This is a genomic window from Gemmatimonadota bacterium (genome assembly GCA_016720805.1).
GTDB lineage: Bacteria > Gemmatimonadota > Gemmatimonadetes > Gemmatimonadales > GWC2-71-9 > Palsa-1233.
Window position 1 is genome coordinate 725,936 of sequence record JADKJZ010000014.1, and the last position, 16,336, is coordinate 742,271.

Below are 16,336 nucleotides of genomic sequence, written 5' to 3' on the forward strand. Positions count from 1 at the left end.
TCTCGATGAGGCCGTCCGTGGAAGACATCATTGCGATCCTCTGCATCTTCGGCGGCGGTACCATGATCGTGCTCTCCTTTTCACCGGTCGGGAAAGCCTTCGCGGACCGGCTCCGCCATGGCGCCCAGCCGCTCCCCGCCCTCGAGCCGGACCCCGCCGTCTACGATGAGCTGGACCGGCTCCGGCTCGAAGTGAACGAGCTGCACGAGCGGGTGGAATTCACCGAGCGGCTGCTTGCCAAGGGCGACCGCCCCGACGCAGCGAGCGGAGGTCAGTGATGTTCATGCCCCAAATTCCGACTCCGCCCACGCCGCCGCCCTTTCCTGATGGCCAGGTCATCATCGCCGGGGGCGGTCCGCCCGACTGGATCGCTCCGGTGGCCGTCCTGACGTTGCTGATCATTGTTGGCGGCATCGTCTTCTATCCGCTGGTCCGTGCCTGGGCTCGGCGCATTGAACAGCGCGGGCAGGATCCGATGCTGCTCGACGAAGTGCAGACGTTGCGCGATCGCATCGTGGACCTGGAGCAGTCGGTGGCGCGGATGCACGAGATCGAGGACCGGATGGACTTTGCGGAACGGATGCTGACACAGCGCGGTGAGCAGGCGCGGCTCCCCGAGCAGGGGGGCCGTTAGATGGGCGATGGCATCGGCGCCTTCTCCTTCTGGCTGGCCATGGGTGGGATCGGCTGCACCGCCATGTGGGCGATCTCGCCGGTGCTGAAGGCCTGGGCCGATCGGATCGGCGGTGGCAATACTGAGCGGATCGCCGAACTCGAGGCGCGGATCGTCCATCTCGAGGAACGCGGACTCTCCAGCGGCGAAGTCGAGGCCGCCTACGGCCGGCTCGCCGAGATGGAGGAGCGGGTGGAATTCACCGAGCGGATGCTCGCGCAGCAGGCGGAGCAGCCGCGGATCGCAAGGGGCTCGGAATGAATCGGTTCTCGCGGCTGATGGCGATGGGGCTGGTGCTCTTTCTTGCCCTGGGCAGCATGCTGTACATGGCCTACCTGATTGATGAGGCCGCCCGGAAGGGATTCGAGTTCCTCATTGTGGGGCTGTTCGGCCTCGTCGGGATGGGCTTCCTCCTCTTCACGGGGCCGGTCGGGAAGGCCATCGCCGCCATGCTCGAGGGAAGCGGCGTCGATGGACTGTCCGCATCGCGGATGGCGGAGCTGGAATCCCGGTTGGCTGAACTCGAGCATCGCGGTCTGACCAGTGGTGAGGTCGAGCAGGCGTACGCGCGGATCGCCGAGGTCGAGGAGCGGCTGGAGTTCACCGAGCGCTTGCTGGCGCAGCCCCGGATCGGAGAGGCGCGGCATGGCGCGTGACCCGCGGCCGCGGGGCGGGGGCAGTGGCGGGTGGATTGCGCTCGCCGTGTTGGCGGTCTTCGGCGGCTTGATGAAGGCCACCATGGTGCTCGGCCCGGTGTCGGTGCCGATCTGGTTCGCCGTGGTCGGGGGAGGAGCCTTCGTGCTCCGTGGCCCGCTCGGCAAGGCGCTGGCGGCGCGAATCTCCGGCGAACTGCCGGAGGCCACCGGCCCGGCGGAATTGCCCGACGAGCTGTATGCCGAACTGGATGAACTCCGGACTCGCGTGGCCGAGCTGGAGGAGCGGCAGGACTTCTCGGAGCGACTGTTGGCCCGCCGCGAGGAACCGCCGGCGGCGAGGTGAGGTGGCGGCGGGGTGCTTGGCGGGTCTTTTGGGCCCGCACTACGTTTCAGACGTCGCCTGGCGTGTCCGGGCTGGAGGAGTCGCCGATGACCAATCGTGATGATGTGCAGGCCTATCTCGATCGACTCGACTTGCCGGTCGAGTCGGTCGCCGAGGATATGTGGCTGGTCCGCACGGCCGAGGATGCCGAGCTGATCGTCCACTACGCGCCGCCGGTGCTCGTGTTGCGCGTCCGCGTGATGCAGTTGCCGAGCGACTCGGTCCGGGCCGGCGAGCTCTGCCGTCGCCTGCTCGAGTTCAACGCGCGGGAGCTGGTGCATGGCTCGTATGGCGTCGAGGGCGATCACGTCGTCCTGACCGACGCCTTGTTGCTGTCCGATCTCGACTTCAGCGAGTTCGAGGCGAGCGTCGATTCGCTCGCGCTTGCCCTCGCGTCGCATGTGGGCGCCCTCGCGGCGTTCGGGGAGAGGTAATCGCCATGGGGATCTTCGACCGTTTCGCCACGATGCTCCGCTCCAACCTCAACGACCTCATCTCCCGGGCCGAAAATCCCGAGAAGATGCTGAATCAGTTGATCGTGGACATGCGCAGCCAGCTCGACAAGGCGCGTCAGCAGGTGGCCCAGGCGATCGCCGACGAGAAGAAGCTTGAAGCCGATTCGATCGCGATGAAGAAGCAGGCCGAGGACTGGGAGCGTCGCGCGATGCTCGCCGTGCAGGAAGGCCGCGACGACCTCGCCAAGCAGGCCCTGATGCGCTACAACGAGGCGCTGCAGGGCGCCCAGCAGCTGCACGAGACCTGGGCCAAGAGCAAGCAGGAGACCGATTCGCTCAAGGGCTCGCTCCGGCAGCTGAACGAGAAGATCGAGGAAGCCAAGCGAAAGAAGAACATCCTGGTCGCCCGCGCCCGGCGCGCCGAGGCACAGCAGCGCATCCAGGACACCCTCTCCGGCATGGGCGACAAGAGTGCCTTCGAGTCGTTCGAGCGGATGCAGGAGAAGATCGAGAACAACGAGCGCAAGGCGCTCGCCGCCGCGGAGCTCCAGGAGGAGTTCACCGGCGACAAGCTGGCCAAGGAATTCGAGCAGCTCGAGTATCACGGCTCGTCCGACCAGCAGCTGCTTGAACTGAAGGCCAAGATGGGGATGCTCTCGGCCCCGAAGGCCGAGGCACCGAAGCAGCTCGGTCAGGGTGGCGAGACCATCATCACGGAGTCCAGCGGATCGTGACCCCACTGCGCCACCTGATCCTGGCTGATGGTGATTTCGGGCCGCTGACGTCGAAGACGGCGAACTCCATCATCCGCTTCCAGCCCGACCGGGTAGTCGCGGTGCTCGACCGGAAGCACGCGGGGAAGACGTCGCAGGACATCCTCGGTGCGGGTGGCGACATCCCGGTGATCGCCACCATGCACGAAGGACTCGCCCTCGGCGCGAACTCGGTCCTGATCGGGATCGCGCCGGTGGGTGGCCGCCTCCCGGAAGAGTGGCGCGCGTGGCTGCGCGAGGCGCTCGAAGGCGGCTGCAATATTGTCAGCGGGCTCCACACCTTCCTCGGCGACGACCCGCTCCTCGCCGAGGCGGCTCGTACCCACGGTCGCCGGATCGAGGATCTCCGTCGCCCACCCGCCGACCTCCCCGTGGCGTCAGGTCGCGCCAAGGCGACCCAGGCGGTCCGGATCCTCACCGTCGGGACCGACTGCAACGTCGGCAAGATGACGGCACAACTGCGCCTGGTGGACGGCCTCAAGGCCCAGGGGCTCCGGACCAACTTCGTGGCCACCGGGCAGACCGGGATCATGATCGAGGGGTGGGGGATCGCCGTCGACGCGGTGGTCGCCGACTTCATCGCCGGCGCGGCGGAACGGATCACGCTGCAGGGGGCGGAGGGAGCCGACATCGTCCTCGTGGAGGGGCAGGGGAGCATCAACCACCCCGGTTACTCCGGAGTGACCCTCGGACTGCTCCACGGCAGTTGCCCAGACGCGATGATCCTCTGCCACCAGGCCAGCCGGAAGTTCATCGGCGACTACCGGCCCCAGGCGTGGCTGGCCATCCCCCCGCTGAGCGAGTACGTCCGGCTCTACGAGACGATGGCGAGCACGGTGCACCCCTCGCGGGTCATCGGGATCGCCCTGAACACCTACGACCTCGACGACGACGCGGCACGTCGCGCCTGCGTGGAGGCGGCGCGCGAGACGGGGCTTCCCTGCACCGATCCGGTGCGGTTTGACGCCACCCCGTTGGTCGCTGCCATTGCCGGAGTGCGACGATAGCCGATCGGCTGTGTCAGGTAACTGCCGATCAGCTGCGACAGTTTGTGTTGCGCGTTCGCCACATCGCTCCGCCGGGCTAGTTCCAATGGTTTGCTAAGTTGTTGTCTGTAAATGACTTAAATGTGTGCCACCGGGTCATTTCTACTGGCATGGAAGGTGCTCCTAGGCTGGGCAACCCACACCGGAGTTCTGTTTGAAGATGAAGAACCTTGTTTTCGCTCTCTCGGCTGCTGCGCTCGTCAGCGCGGCGCCATTGCAGGCCCAGGCGTTCTCGGGCTTCACGGCCAACAACGACGGCGTCGAATTCTGGGACAACCTCTCGGACGACGGCCTCGCCCTGAACCCGAACAACTGCAACTCGGGCTTTGTCGTCACCGGCGTTGCCCCGACCAGCTGCATCAACCAGCGCCCGAACACCTGGCTCCCGTACACCGGGACCCCGGCCAACGAGTACTGGAACCTCAGCGGCAACTGGGCGCCGATCGTCTTCTCGGGGGGCCGGCACGTACACCCTCGAGTACCTCGGCGGCACCACGAGCGCGGGCTGCACGGCGCCGTGCGTCGGCGGCGACATCGCCGGTGCCAATCTCGATTGGGGCATCTTCGCGACCAACGATCGCTCCACGCTGTATAACTTCAACACCACGTACCCGCTGCCCGCGACGCTGACCGCCGGCGTGTCCTGGGGCCTCTGGGTGAACCTGCTCGGCGGTGGCACGGCGTTCTCCGACACCGATCAGCAGTTCGCGCTCTTCGGCTTCGGTCGCCTCGACCCGACGACCTACATCGCGGGCATCGAAGACAACGGCGCCGGCGACTGGGACTACCAGGACATGATGTTCCGCATCACGGCTGAGGACGGCGGGACGCCGCAGGAAGTCGTGCCGGAGCCGGCCACGATGACGCTGCTTGCGACGGGCCTGGCCGGTATGGCCGCCGCCAAGCGCCGCCGCAACCGCAAGTAACTCCGCACCGTTCTCTGGTAGTGGGTGTCGCAGCGGGTCCGGAATCTTGATTCCGGACCCGCTGCTTCGTTCGGCCCCCCCAACCGACTGGCGCCCGGCCCCCGGACGCCGTACTCTCCCTGAGCGCCTCGCGCGCCAACCACCATCCCTACAATCGCTGCTCCGCCCGCCGTCACCCCACCCGTCTGGAGTGTTGCCATGCGCCGCTTCGTCTGGTCCAGTCCGCTGCTCGCAGTCGCCCTTGCCGTCACACCGCTTGCAGCCCAGGGAGGCGCTGGCGCGCCACCCACCGGACCGATCACCGCCATCCGCGCCGGTCGCCTGATCGACCCGGAGAACGGCAGCATCACCCGGAACGCGGTGATCCTGGTGCAGGGCGGACGCTTCACGGCCGTCGGCACCGACGTCGCCGTGCCGAGTGGCGCCAAGGTGATCGACCTGTCGAAGCTCACCGTGATGCCAGGGTTGGTGGATGCCCACAACCACCTCGCGCTGACCTACAAGGAAGACCCCGAGCGGAACGACTACTACATCACCTACATCAAGGAGTCCTCCGAGTTGCGGGCGATCCAGGCGGCGTCCAACGGGCTCCAGATGCTGAGCGGAGGCTTCACCATCGTGCGCGACCTCGGCAACAACGCCAACTACGCCGACGTCGCGCTCCGCCAGGCGATCGAGGCGGGGTGGCTGCCGGGGCCGACGATGGTGACCTCGGGGTTGATCATCGGGGGCATGGGCGGACAATTCTCGCCAACGCCGACGATGGCGCTCGACCACAACATTGTCTATCCCGAGTACCTCGAGGCCGACACCCACGACGAGATCATCAAGGCGGTGCGCCAGAACGCCCTCTTCGGCGCGCGGGTCATCAAGATCTGCGTCGACTGCAAGCGCTGGGGCTACAGCACCGAGGAGATTCAGCTCTTCATCAGCGAGGCCGCCAAGGCCGGGTTGAAGGTGGCGGGGCACGTGCAGACGGCAGCCGGTGCGCAGCGCGCCATCGACGCCGGCATCTGGTCGATCGAACACGCCTCCGCGCTCAATGACACGCTGCACAAGAAGATGGCTGCCAAGGGGATCTGGCGCGTCGGAACCGAAACCCCCATCACGCTCGTCGGGCACACCAGCGCCGCGGCCTATCAGCGCACGGTGGCCGGGCTGAAGAACGCCTATGAGAACAAGGTGCTGCTCACCTATTCGACCGACGCTGACTATTACGTGCCTGGGAAGACCCGCGGCGAGGTGGCCATCGAGTTCATCAAGACCTGGCAGGATGCCGGCGTGCCGAACGCCGAGGTCCTCAAGGCGCTGACCATCAACGGGTACAAGGTCAGTGAATTGGAGACGCGCCGGGGGCCGATCAAGCCGGGGATGGCCGCTGACCTGATCGCGTTGTCGGAGAATCCGCTCGAGTCACTCGACGCGCTGCGCGACGTGCAGTTCGTCCTGAAGGATGGGCTCGTGTACAAGCAGGGCGGAGTGATTCTGGTGGGTGAGTTCCTGCATGGCGGGCCCCAGAACGGCCGTCGCGCCGCAACGCCTCCGCCGGCCGCACCCGCCGCGCCAGCGCCGCGCCGGACGGGCGGTCTCTAGCGCGCCGTCGACACGCCGCTCGCCGACCGGCGCTTACCCCATCGCCTGGAGCCGAGCAACGCGCTCGGCCATCGGCGGATGGCTCGCCATGAGGTTGCCGAGCGCGCCCCGCAGGCGCTGCACCCGCTGGTCACCTGGGTCGACGATGCAGAGGTGGGTGGCCGCACGCCCGATGCGATGCGTCGGCGCGCTGGCGTCGTCGAGCTTGGCCAGCGCAGAGGCAAGGGCGCCAGGGTTCCTGGTGTACTGTGCCGCCGTGGCGTCGGCGAGGAATTCCCGCTTGCGCGAGATGGCCATCGCCACCAGGCGTGAGACCAGTGGGGCGATCAGCAGCGTCAGCACCCACACCAGCACCAGCACCACGGCAACGCCGGCATTGCGGCCCCCGCTCCGTCGCGCGGCGACGCCGCCCATCGTCCGCGCAGCGGTGCTCCCGCTCCGCCCTGAATGCCAGAGGAAGCGCCCGAGGCCGTCGCTCAGGAGGGCGATCGCCCCGACCATCGCCGCGACCAGTGTCATGAGGCGGGTGTCGTACCGCGCGACGTGCGCCATCTCGTGCGCCACGACGGCCTGCAGTTCGTCGCGGTCGAGCCGAGTGAGGAGCCCCTCGGTCACGGCGATCGAGGCGTGCTCCGGATCGCGGCCGGTGGCAAAGGCGTTCGGGTCGTCGTCCGGGACGATCCACAGTTTCGGGCGCGGGAGGCCGCTCGCGATCGACATTTCGTCGACGACATTCACGAGGCGTTGCTGCTCGGGGGTGACGGCGTTCACCAGCTCCATCGCCCGGGTGGACCAGAGGATCTGCTTGTCGCCGTTGCGCCAGGCAGACCAGGCCACACCCGCCGCCACCAGGGTGATCCCGATCCCGATCACGGGGATGCGGTGCTGATAGCCGTTGCTGGCATCGGCGGTGGAGAGCATCAGCGCGACATCGCCGCCGAAGCCGAGCCACGCAAAGAATCCGATGAAACCGATCAGCAACCACGACGACTTCCGCCGGTTCTCCTCCTGCTGGCTGAAGAGATCCCGGCGAACGCGTCCACTGCTGACTGCTGGAATCACCGGAGGGAGATGTCGACCTTGGGCACGGCGCGTTCCCCGGGATCGGTGATCTCCCACAGCTCGACGATGGAGGCCTTGGCGAGACTCGCCACCAGCGACGTCGGAAACTGCTGCTGCGCGACATTGTAGGTCGTGGCCACGTCGTTGTAGTGCTGGCGGGAGAAGGCGATCCGATTCTCGGTCGAGGTCAATTCCTCCTGCAACTGACTGACGTTGGCCAGCGACTTGAGGTCGGGGTACGCCTCGGCCACCGCGAAGAGCCGACCGAGGGCCTGCGTCAGCTCACCTTCGGCCTGCGCCACCTCCTTCACCCCCGTCGCACCGACCGCGCGGGTCCGTGCCGTGATGACGGCGTCGAGCGTCTCACGCTCGAATTGCAGCGCCCCCTTCACGGTGTCCACCAGATTCGGGATGAGGTCGTGACGGCGCTTGAGCTGCACGTCGATCTGTTTCCAGCCATTCTGTACCTGGCCCTTGAGCGCAACCAGGCGATTGAATGCCGTGATGAGCCAGAGAAAGAAGGCGGCGATCAGACCGAAGAAGATCACGGTTCCCATCGGTGCTCCGGAGCCAGAGTGGTTGTTGCGTGACCGCCCCAAGAGTATCGGCGCAGCGAGGCATCGCGCCAGCCGGGGTGATGCCCCGGGCAGACGTCATCGCCCCCCGTAGGGCCGGGGCGGCAGCGACTTGAAATAGGCAAAGAGGGCGGCGGTCTCGTCGTCGGTGAATTCGCGGCTGATCTTGATCGGCATCGCCACCGAATCCATCACGACGCCTTCGGGGAGTTGCCCGATGCGCATGGCGGCACGGAAGTCACTCAGTGACCACCGGCCAATCCCGCTCGCGCTGTCCGGCGTCAGGTTGCGGGATGGTGCCATCGCGACGCCCCCGGGGATCTCGCCACCGGAGAAGGTCTCGCCGTGGCAGCCGCGGCAACCGCCGGCGAGGTATTCGCCGTAGGCCACCGTCGGCCCGATCGGCACCGAGGCCGGCCGCGGCGCCGTGTGGTCGATCCGCTCCGCCGTCACCAGCGGCAGGCTCCCCATCACCAGCATCACCCGCCCCAGCAGTCCGACGGTCGTCGCGGGGAACTCCGCATCAATGCGCGGCCGGGACTTGAGCCAGGCGATCAGTGCGCCGAGGTCGCGATCGTTGAGGCGCTGGTAGTTCTGCGACGGCATGAAGAGGAGGCCACGACCGTCCGGGGCCACCGCGTGACGAATCGCCCGGACCCAGTCGGCGTCGCGATAGCGCGCCCCTGCGCCACCTGCACCCGGGGTGAGGTTGCGGGCATAGAGCCGAACCACTCCTGGCGCGTCCATGAAGAGACGGCCAGCGAGGTCCGAGCCATGGCACCCGTCGCAGCCCTGGAGCGCGGCGATGTGTCCGCCATACGCGATCGAGAGGGAATCGGTGGGAACGGCGACAACGTCAGCGGGAAAGGTCCAGCGGCGGTCGAGGCGTGCGCTGCTGGTGAAATAGGTGTAGCCGAGCGCGATCGCCGCGACGGCCACCAGCAGGAGGAAGAGGCCGATGATCCAACGGGCAATGCGCTCGAGCGTCACTTGCCCGGGATCAGGGTCGCCGGGATGGAGGCCAGGAAGCCGAGGAATTGCCCGCCGAGCTTCATCGCGATGCCGATCACGGGGGTACCGACGGCCGCGAAGATCAGGGCCGCATCGGTCATCACCAACGGCTTGGTCCAACGATCGACGAAGCGGCGATCACGGGTGCGCCACAGCGCGATCACGAACGTCGCATTCACGACGAAGAAGAGCGCCAGAGCGACCGAGGCGATGGTGCCGAGGGCGGCATCGATCCATGGCATGGCGAGAGTCTCCGCGGGGAGAGGGAGCGCAGCATTGACTGGCGAGGGGAAGGCGTTTCACGGGTGAAACACCTTCCCCAAGGTAGCCTCCCTCCCTCCCGGCGCAAGGTAGCGCGCCGTGGCGGTTCTCAGGGTCGCTGGGTGCCGGTTGGAATGAATTCGAGATCGCGGGTTGTCGTCCGATCCGAGTAGACCGGCAGTCCCTCGAAACGACTGATCCCGTAGCCGTCCTTGGACAGGACCAGCGTCACCAACCCCACGGAGACGTTACGCAAAGCGTAATGGCCGACGCTGTCGCTCAACGCGTAGTAGGGAGTCCCCTCGATCGCGATCCGCGCGCCCGCCACTGGTCGACGCTGACCATCGCGGATTGTCCCCTGGACGAGGCCCACCGTCGTATCCCGAACCATTGAGCGGCGCTGCGTCGGGACGCCGTCGACGTAGGTGTTCTCGCTGCCCGGGTGCAGCCACTGGCCCGGGGTGGGCCGGACTCCCTCGTTGAGCACGACGGTGCGGGAAATATCGCCGACCGCGAGCTTGTCGACATAGCTCCCGTCACCGTGCTCGGGCACCGCAATCGGGCATTTTGTGGCAGCCACCGGCAGGTTCGCTGGCTGCGGTCGCGCGGCATTGCCGACCATCCTCGCCGGTGGTAGCCCCCCGGTCTCCGAGATGGTCACCTTCGCTGCTTCGAGGGTGACGTCCTGCGTGATCGTCCCGTTGGGCGGCAGTCGAAGCCCCGACACGAGCCCCGCCTTGTAGCCGATATACGTCACGCGGACGCTGATGGTATCTGGTGGCAGCCGGAGGAACGCGAAGCGCCCCTCGGCATCCGAAATCGTGGAGAGACCCAACCCGACGACGACGACGCGCGCCCCCGGCAACGGGGAACCGGGCGCGTCAAACACCTGCCCCTGCAGGCAGGCGGTGCCGGTTTGTGCGCCGGCCGGCGCAACCGCAGTCAGCGTGGCAAGCATCAACACCAAACGAGTCTGGGACATGGCAGCCCTCCTGAGGGTGGGGACGCGCGGTATGGGGGATCCCAAGGTGACGCCTCCCCCGGCATCTGCAGCACGCCCGCTTCATGTCTGCATTGCCCCAAAGCTTCCGCTGGTCGCCAAGGGGCTGCTCCCAAGCTACCCACGACCCGGCCATGCGGTGGCACCACCGCTCTGAAGGAATCCACAGTGCGCGCCTCCCCCGGCGGCCAGCCAGGAGCGCTCCATCTCCTGCGCCATGCGCGGCACTGCACCCGCCGGCTTCTACGAACTCATGCGCTCGCGGTAGCGAGCGAGGAACGCCGCCAGCCGCCCGATCGCGTCGCGCAGGACCGCCTCCTCGGGGAGGAAGACCAGTCGGAAGTGGTCGTTGGCGATCCAGTGGAAGCCCGTGCCCTGCACGATCAGCAAACGCTCCTCGGCCAGCAGGTCGTAGGCGAACTGCTGGTCATCGGCGATCGGGTAGATCGCCGGATCGAGACGCGGAAAGAGGTAGAGCGCGGCCTTCGGCTTGACCGCAGTGACGCCGGGAATCTCCGAGAGCAGCGCGTGCGCGAGGTCACGCTGGCGTTGCAGGCGGCCTCCTGGCGCGACCAGCGGCGCAATCGAACAGTCGCCCTCCAGTGCGGCCTGAATGGCGATCTGCCCCGGGGTGTTCGAGCAGAGCCGCAGCGACGCGAGCATCGTCAGCCCTTCGACGTAGTCCCGCGCGGCCGCGCGATCGCCCGAGACGATCATCCAGCCAGCACGGAAGCCGCACGCGCGATAGTTCTTCGACAACCCGTTGAAGGTGAGGACCAGCACGTCGTCGGCGAGCGACGCGACACTGGTGTGCGCGTGGCCGTCATACAGCGTCTGATCGTAGATCTCGTCGGCGAGCACGACCAGGTTGTGCTCTCGCGCGATCTGCAGGAGCTCGCGGAGCATTGACTCAGGGTAGAGGGCACCTGTCGGATTGTTCGGATTGCACACGAAGATCGCCCGGGTGCGCGGCGTCACCTGACGGCGGATATCATCGAGGTCCGGCAACCAGTCGGCCGCCTCATCGCAGCGGTAGTGGACCGGCACTCCGCCGGCGAGGCCGACCAGCGCGGTGTAGAGGGGATAGTCGGGCGTCGGGATCAGGACCTCGTCACCATCGTTCAGCAGGGCGTTGATGGCCACCTGGATGAGCTCCGAAACGCCATTGCCGAGGTAGACATCGTCGGCCGTCACGCCGGCGATGCCCTTGGTCGCGGCGTAGTGCGCGACCGCCTCCCGCGGCGCCAGCAGTCCCTTGCTGTCGGTGTAGCCGGCCTCCTGCGGGAAGCGCGCGATCATCGCCGCGACCATCGCGTCGGGAGGCTGCAGGCCGAAGGCCGCCACGTTGCCGATGTTGAGCTGGATGATCGACTCCCCTGCGGCCTGCATCCGGCGCGCCTTGTCGAGCACGGGGCCTCGGATGTCGTAGGCGACGGTGGCGAGCTTGGCGGATTTGCGGTGGGACATCACGGGGCGGGGCTCCGGGGAGTGGAGGACGGCGTGGAAGATGGGCCCGGACCGGCGACGTTGCGAGTGGAGACAGGTGGCGGGGCAATTGCCGCCCGGGGCGGTACCTTTGGGAGGTCCAGTACCCCCACCGTGAGCCCCTCCCAATGCGCCTCTTCCGATTGCTCGCCCTGCTAACCCTCGGTCTGCCGTCGCTCGGCCACGCGCAGGCAATCCGCGGTCGCGTCGTCGACGCGGCGCAGGGGCTCCCGATCGCCGGCGCCCTCGTCGAATTGCAGGACAGCGCCGGACGGGTGCTGCGGCGCACGATTGCCTCCCCGACCGGTGCCTACCAGCTGGTCGTGCCGCGACCGGCCGCTTATCGCGTGCGGGTCGCCGCAATCGGCTTCACGATCCATCCGGTCATGGTGGCGCGGATCGGCGCGGCGAGCATCGCGCTCCCCGATTTCCGCCTCGAACCGGCGGTGACGATTCTCCCCGACGTGGTGGCCGCCGGGAAACGTCGTGCCTGCGGGCCGGACATCATGGCGGATCCCCTCCTCGGACGCCTCCTCGAGGCGGGGCAGGCGGCGCTCACCCAGATCGAGGCGACGCTCGAGGTCGGGACCGAGTTTCCCTTTCAGGAGGTGGCGACCCGGACGGTCGTGACCGCGACGGTTGACTCGGTGCGTGCCGATACGACAACGGGCATCCTCGCCGGCTGGCCGCTCCAGAGCATCGACCCCGAGACGCTCCGCCGCGACGGCTTCTCGCGCGTGCTCGCTCCCGCGGAGGGGGTCGGCCGGGTGTACTACGGTCCGGACCTGCGCGTGCTCTTTGCCGACTGGTTCCTGGACGGCCACTGCTTCTCCTTCTCGCGGGATGTGCGGGACGCAGCCGCGGGGGTGATCCGCGTCCGCTACGAGCCGCGCGCCCGGACCGGGCTGGTCGACATCTCGGGCGAGCTCGTGCTCGATGTCTCGACCCTGGCGCTGCGCGAACTGACCTTCGCGCATGAGAACCTCCCCGCGTTCATGCCGAAGGGGAGCGCCGGCGGCAGGATCGCGTTCGCCCTGCAGGAGGGTGATGGCTGGCTGCCGGTGCGCTGGGAGATCTACGCCCCCATGGAAATGGCGACGGTCGGGATGAGCAGCCAGCGTGATCTGGTCGTTGCGAGTCGCGCCCCCGCCATGACGATTCATGGCGAGGTCCGAGGGCGCGTCGTGCTGGTTGGGACCATCGTCCCGCCTCCCCCACCATGACCTCACGCGCGATGCGCCTGCTTCGACTGTTGCTGCTGCTCGCCCTCGGGCAGCCGTCGCTCGGCCACGCGCAGGCGATCCGCGGTCGCGTCGTCGACGCCGTCCAGGGGTTGCCGGTGGCAGGAGCGCTCGTCGAGTTGCAGGACAGCACCGGGCGTGCCCTCCAGCGTGGCGTGAGTTCGCCGAGCGGGAGCTTTCGCTTCGTCACCGCCGGGCCGGCGATGTACCGCGTGCGCATCGCCGCGATCGGCTACACCATGCGCCCCGTGGACGCTGTGCGGGTGACCGATGCCGATGCGGTCATGCCCGACGTCCGCCTCGAACCGGCCGCCACGATTCTCCCGGATGTCATCGCCGCCGGGAAGCGACGTGCCTGCGGTCCCGACATCCTCGCTGATCCGCTCCTGAGCCGGTTGCTGGAAGGTGGCCGCGCCTCCCTGACGTTGATCGAGGCGACCCTCGGCGTCGGGGCACGATTCACGGTGCAGGAAGTGGTGACGCGAACGGTGGACCTCTCGCGCGGCACGACAGTGCGCGCCGATACCTCCCGCCGGCAATTGACGGCCTGGCCCCTGCAGAGCGTCGATCCCGAGACTCTCCGCCGCGAGGGCTTCTCCCGGCAGCTCACGCCGGAGGAGGGGCGAGGTCGAGTGTACAACGGCCCCGACCTGCGCGTCCTCTTTGCCGACTGGTTCATCGATTCCCACTGCTTCTCCTTCAACCTGAACGACAAGGACGAGGCAGCCGGGGTCATCCGGGTCAAGTACGAACCGCAGGGCAAGTCGAAGCTGGTCGACGTCTCCGGCGAGCTGGTGATTGATGCCGCCAATCTGGCGCTTCGCGAGTTCTCCTTCGTGCATCGCAACCTTCCGAAGCACATCAAGGAAGGGAAGGCGGGCGGGATGATCGCGTTTGCCCGGCTGGAGAGTGGTGCCTGGCTGCCGGTGCGGTGGGAGATCTTCGCGCCGATCGAATCGAACGCCGTGACCTATCCCACGGGTCGCTCGATCGTGATCAGCGGCGGTCGCCCGGTCTCCCCCCGTCCGATCATCAGGCCGATCGTCAACGGCAGCGTGCAGCTGACCGGCGCCCTGCTCGACGTCCGAGGCAACTGAGTGATCCTCTCCCTCGCGCTCGGTGTCCTGCTGCAGGCCACTCCCTTCACGCCGATGGAATACCCGGGCGCCGACCCCGCGCTGGGGGAGCAGGTCCGCGCGCGCTGCCCACTCCCCACGACGCTCAACCGCGTGGCCCTCGTCGCCAACGAAGAACGTCTCGCAGGCCGAGTCCGCGACGCACGGCGCGCCGTCACCGGTGCGCAGTGGCGCGACCTTGCCTGTGGCCGGGCGCTGTTGCAGCTCATCGACGCCCCGTCGGCGCGTGGCAGCCACCAGATGAGTCCGGGGACCTCGTGGGGCGCGGGGGCGATCGACGCCGCACTCCGCGCCTTGGCGCTCTCGCCATCCGATGAATCGGCGATCACGTTGCTCGCCCTGCTGACCACGGCGAACGCCGAGCCGGAGGAGTTGCCCCGGCTGACGGCGTTGATGCGGACGGCTGTCGACTCGGGCGTCCGCATCCCCGTCGTGCTTCGTGCCTGCAGCGACTTCGCGGTGCGGAGCGGCGATGGGGCCAGTGCCCACGCCTGTGCCGACGCCGGACTGCGCGCCGGCATCGATTCGACCTGGCACCTGTTGCGACTCGCTCGGCAGGCCTTCCTCGAGGGCGATTCGCTGGGTGGCGTGGCACACTTCATCGACGGCGCGGGGGCGGCACGTGACTCGCTGGCCCAGCTCGATGTCGACTGGCACCTGCAGTGGTTCCTCTCGCCGGCGGAGCGTGCGGCGTGGAGCGAAGTGGACGATTCCAGCCGTGCCACCTGGGTGCGCGATCGACTGATCGAGCGCGACGTGCGCGATGGGAGGCCGCCAGGGAGTCGACTGGCGGAACACTTTGCACGACTCGAACATGTCGAGAAGAATTTTCGACTATCGATTCCAGCTGGTTTGCGTGAGGGTGCGCGGTCCAGCTCGAACAGTTTCCAGGCCTACGATCTCAGCGGCAATCGGGCCGACACGACACGATGGAACGAGTATCGCCGCTGGCAGGTCGACTTCGACGATCGTGGCGTGATCTACATGCGTTTTGGTGCCCCCGACAAGGTGGCGGTCAACGCTCCCAAGCCGGGATCCCAGGCCTACATGAGCTGGCGGTACGACGTGGACGGGACGCCGATGTTCGTGACGTTCGGTGAAGTCGATCACGACGGGAGCGCGGGTGCCACCACGTTGATGACCGGCATCTACGGGACGTGGCAGTGCGGCCTCGACCAATGGCGCTGCAGCCTGGCGAGCGGGCCGAGGCCGAATGCCGGTCCCGCCAGAACAACGGCAGCGGCTGCGCGAGGCCGATCGCGAGTACATCGGGATCGCCACGACCAAGGACGACAACTCGCCACCGAGCCAGAAGACAATCCACACCGTGGCGCAGTTCGCGCAGCTCTGGGATCCGGTGAGTGAGGAGCCGCTGGCAGTGATTGCGTACGGTCTGCGGTTGCGCGACCTCCAGGTGCTGAAGGACAGCGCCGGAAGGGAAACCGCCCGCGTGGTGCTCGCCCTGGCGCGGTGGCATCCGCTCACTGCGGAGTGGAAGGAGGATTCCCTGACGCGGGACTTCGCCGTGCCGAAGGAGCGGAGCGACGAGACCCACCTGACCGGCTTCGCGACGCTGGCCGGTGTCGGTGGCGTCGGCAGCTGGGGGCTCACGGCGGCGCAACCGGATCGTCGGTGGGGGCGTGCCTACGGCACGGCCGTGCCGAATCGGGTGGATGCAGTCGCCCTCTCCTCCCTCATCGTCGCACCGGAGTCGCGTGGGCTCTCCTGGGTGCTTCGTTCGGAGCGGATCTATCTCTCGCCCGGTGGCACGATCACGCGGGGCGAGCCGCTGCATCTCTTCTACCAAGTCCGTGCGCAGGGGGCGATCGCCCTGGCTGTCACGACGATCGAGGTGCGCAGCGTTGCCGAGGGGGCCGAACAGCCGGCCGCGATTCAGGTCTCCTTTACCGGCGAGTTGCCTGACGGTGTGACCGGCGTGAACCGCGTCCTCGACCTCTCGCAACTGAAGCCGGGCCGGTATGCAATGGAAGTCCGCGTTGGCGACAAGACCGGCGCGTTGCTGGCGCGCCGGACGGTGATCCTCGACCTGGAGTAGCGCCC

21 protein-coding genes are annotated in these 16,336 nt (G+C 67.7%); 15 read left to right on the top strand and 6 right to left on the bottom strand.

The window, feature by feature from the left end; all coding sequences use genetic code 11:
- The first annotated feature begins 17 nt into the window (after nucleotides 1–17).
- The 11 genes from IPP98_13550 to IPP98_13600 all read left to right on the top strand — a co-directional run bounded on the left by IPP98_13550 (nucleotide 18) and on the right by IPP98_13600 (nucleotide 6,504).
- Nucleotides 18–278, top strand: coding sequence for a hypothetical protein (locus IPP98_13550; protein MBL0180127.1), 261 nt, complete (start codon nucleotides 18–20; stop codon nucleotides 276–278).
- Nucleotides 278–634 (top strand): hypothetical protein, encoded by a 357-nt coding sequence (locus tag IPP98_13555; protein MBL0180128.1) that lies wholly within the window; start codon nucleotides 278–280, stop codon nucleotides 632–634. Before IPP98_13550 ends, IPP98_13555 begins: the two co-directional genes overlap by 1 nt.
- On the top strand, nucleotides 635–934 hold the full coding sequence (locus tag IPP98_13560) for a hypothetical protein (protein MBL0180129.1): 300 nt from the start codon (nucleotides 635–637) through the stop codon (nucleotides 932–934).
- A complete protein-coding gene (locus tag IPP98_13565) occupies nucleotides 931–1,329 on the top strand; it encodes a hypothetical protein (protein MBL0180130.1) in 399 nt (132 codons plus the stop codon). Before IPP98_13560 ends, IPP98_13565 begins: the two co-directional genes overlap by 4 nt.
- The gene (locus IPP98_13570) at nucleotides 1,319–1,672 is read left to right on the top strand and encodes a hypothetical protein (GenBank protein ID MBL0180131.1); all 354 of its coding nucleotides are present in this window, start codon (nucleotides 1,319–1,321) and stop codon (nucleotides 1,670–1,672) included. The genes IPP98_13565 and IPP98_13570 overlap by 11 nt, the downstream gene beginning before the upstream one ends.
- 86 nt (nucleotides 1,673–1,758) lie before the next feature.
- On the top strand, nucleotides 1,759–2,145 hold the full coding sequence (locus tag IPP98_13575) for a hypothetical protein (GenBank protein ID MBL0180132.1): 387 nt from the start codon (nucleotides 1,759–1,761) through the stop codon (nucleotides 2,143–2,145).
- A 5-nt stretch (nucleotides 2,146–2,150) separates the two neighbouring features.
- Nucleotides 2,151–2,900, top strand: coding sequence for a PspA/IM30 family protein (locus tag IPP98_13580; protein MBL0180133.1), 750 nt, complete (start codon nucleotides 2,151–2,153; stop codon nucleotides 2,898–2,900).
- Nucleotides 2,894–3,946, top strand: a complete 1,053-nt coding sequence (locus IPP98_13585; protein MBL0180134.1) for a DUF1611 domain-containing protein — start codon at nucleotides 2,894–2,896, stop codon at nucleotides 3,944–3,946. Before IPP98_13580 ends, IPP98_13585 begins: the two co-directional genes overlap by 7 nt.
- 199 nt (nucleotides 3,947–4,145) lie before the next feature.
- Complete coding sequence (locus tag IPP98_13590) at nucleotides 4,146–4,580, top strand: hypothetical protein (protein MBL0180135.1); 435 nt, start codon at nucleotides 4,146–4,148, stop codon at nucleotides 4,578–4,580.
- Nucleotides 4,581–4,779: 199 nt separating this feature from the next.
- Nucleotides 4,780–4,911: a PEP-CTERM sorting domain-containing protein gene (locus tag IPP98_13595; GenBank protein ID MBL0180136.1), complete on the top strand. Its 132-nt coding sequence runs from the start codon at nucleotides 4,780–4,782 to the stop codon at nucleotides 4,909–4,911.
- Nucleotides 4,912–5,109: 198 nt separating this feature from the next.
- The gene (locus IPP98_13600) at nucleotides 5,110–6,504 is read left to right on the top strand and encodes an amidohydrolase family protein (protein MBL0180137.1); all 1,395 of its coding nucleotides are present in this window, start codon (nucleotides 5,110–5,112) and stop codon (nucleotides 6,502–6,504) included.
- A gap of 33 nt (nucleotides 6,505–6,537) precedes the next feature.
- Here the strand turns inward: IPP98_13600 and IPP98_13605 are convergent, their stop codons facing one another.
- The 6 genes from IPP98_13605 to IPP98_13630 form a co-directional block, all read right to left on the bottom strand.
- Nucleotides 6,538–7,566: a M48 family metallopeptidase gene (locus tag IPP98_13605; protein ID MBL0180138.1), complete on the bottom strand. Its 1,029-nt coding sequence runs from the start codon at nucleotides 7,564–7,566 to the stop codon at nucleotides 6,538–6,540.
- Entirely contained in the window at nucleotides 7,563–8,123 is a 561-nt protein-coding gene (locus tag IPP98_13610) for a LemA family protein (GenBank protein MBL0180139.1), read from the bottom strand. Before IPP98_13610 ends, IPP98_13605 begins: the two co-directional genes overlap by 4 nt.
- Nucleotides 8,124–8,219: 96 nt before the next feature.
- Nucleotides 8,220–9,131 (bottom strand): cytochrome C, encoded by a 912-nt coding sequence (locus IPP98_13615; GenBank protein MBL0180140.1) that lies wholly within the window; start codon nucleotides 9,129–9,131, stop codon nucleotides 8,220–8,222.
- A complete protein-coding gene (locus IPP98_13620; protein MBL0180141.1) occupies nucleotides 9,128–9,394 on the bottom strand; it encodes a hypothetical protein in 267 nt (88 codons plus the stop codon). Before IPP98_13620 ends, IPP98_13615 begins: the two co-directional genes overlap by 4 nt.
- A 128-nt stretch (nucleotides 9,395–9,522) precedes the next feature.
- On the bottom strand, nucleotides 9,523–10,395 hold the full coding sequence (locus tag IPP98_13625; GenBank protein MBL0180142.1) for a carboxypeptidase regulatory-like domain-containing protein: 873 nt from the start codon (nucleotides 10,393–10,395) through the stop codon (nucleotides 9,523–9,525).
- Nucleotides 10,396–10,656: 261 nt separating this feature from the next.
- The gene (locus IPP98_13630) at nucleotides 10,657–11,880 is read right to left on the bottom strand and encodes a pyridoxal phosphate-dependent aminotransferase (protein ID MBL0180143.1); all 1,224 of its coding nucleotides are present in this window, start codon (nucleotides 11,878–11,880) and stop codon (nucleotides 10,657–10,659) included.
- Nucleotides 11,881–12,026: 146 nt separating this feature from the next.
- On the opposite strand from IPP98_13630, the gene IPP98_13635 reads away from it, so the two are divergent.
- Genes IPP98_13635 through IPP98_13650 form a run of 4 tightly spaced genes read left to right on the top strand, consistent with a single transcriptional unit; the run spans nucleotide 12,027 to nucleotide 16,331 of the window.
- Nucleotides 12,027–13,121 carry a carboxypeptidase regulatory-like domain-containing protein gene (locus IPP98_13635; GenBank protein ID MBL0180144.1) on the top strand — a complete coding sequence of 365 codons (1,095 nt, stop codon included), beginning with the start codon at nucleotides 12,027–12,029 and terminating at the stop codon, nucleotides 13,119–13,121.
- Entirely contained in the window at nucleotides 13,118–14,236 is a 1,119-nt protein-coding gene (locus IPP98_13640; protein MBL0180145.1) for a carboxypeptidase regulatory-like domain-containing protein, read from the top strand. Before IPP98_13635 ends, IPP98_13640 begins: the two co-directional genes overlap by 4 nt.
- Nucleotides 14,237–15,640 carry a hypothetical protein gene (locus IPP98_13645; protein MBL0180146.1) on the top strand — a complete coding sequence of 468 codons (1,404 nt, stop codon included), beginning with the start codon at nucleotides 14,237–14,239 and terminating at the stop codon, nucleotides 15,638–15,640.
- A complete protein-coding gene (locus IPP98_13650) occupies nucleotides 15,603–16,331 on the top strand; it encodes a hypothetical protein (GenBank protein ID MBL0180147.1) in 729 nt (242 codons plus the stop codon). Before IPP98_13645 ends, IPP98_13650 begins: the two co-directional genes overlap by 38 nt.
- Nucleotides 16,332–16,336 lie beyond the last annotated feature (5 nt).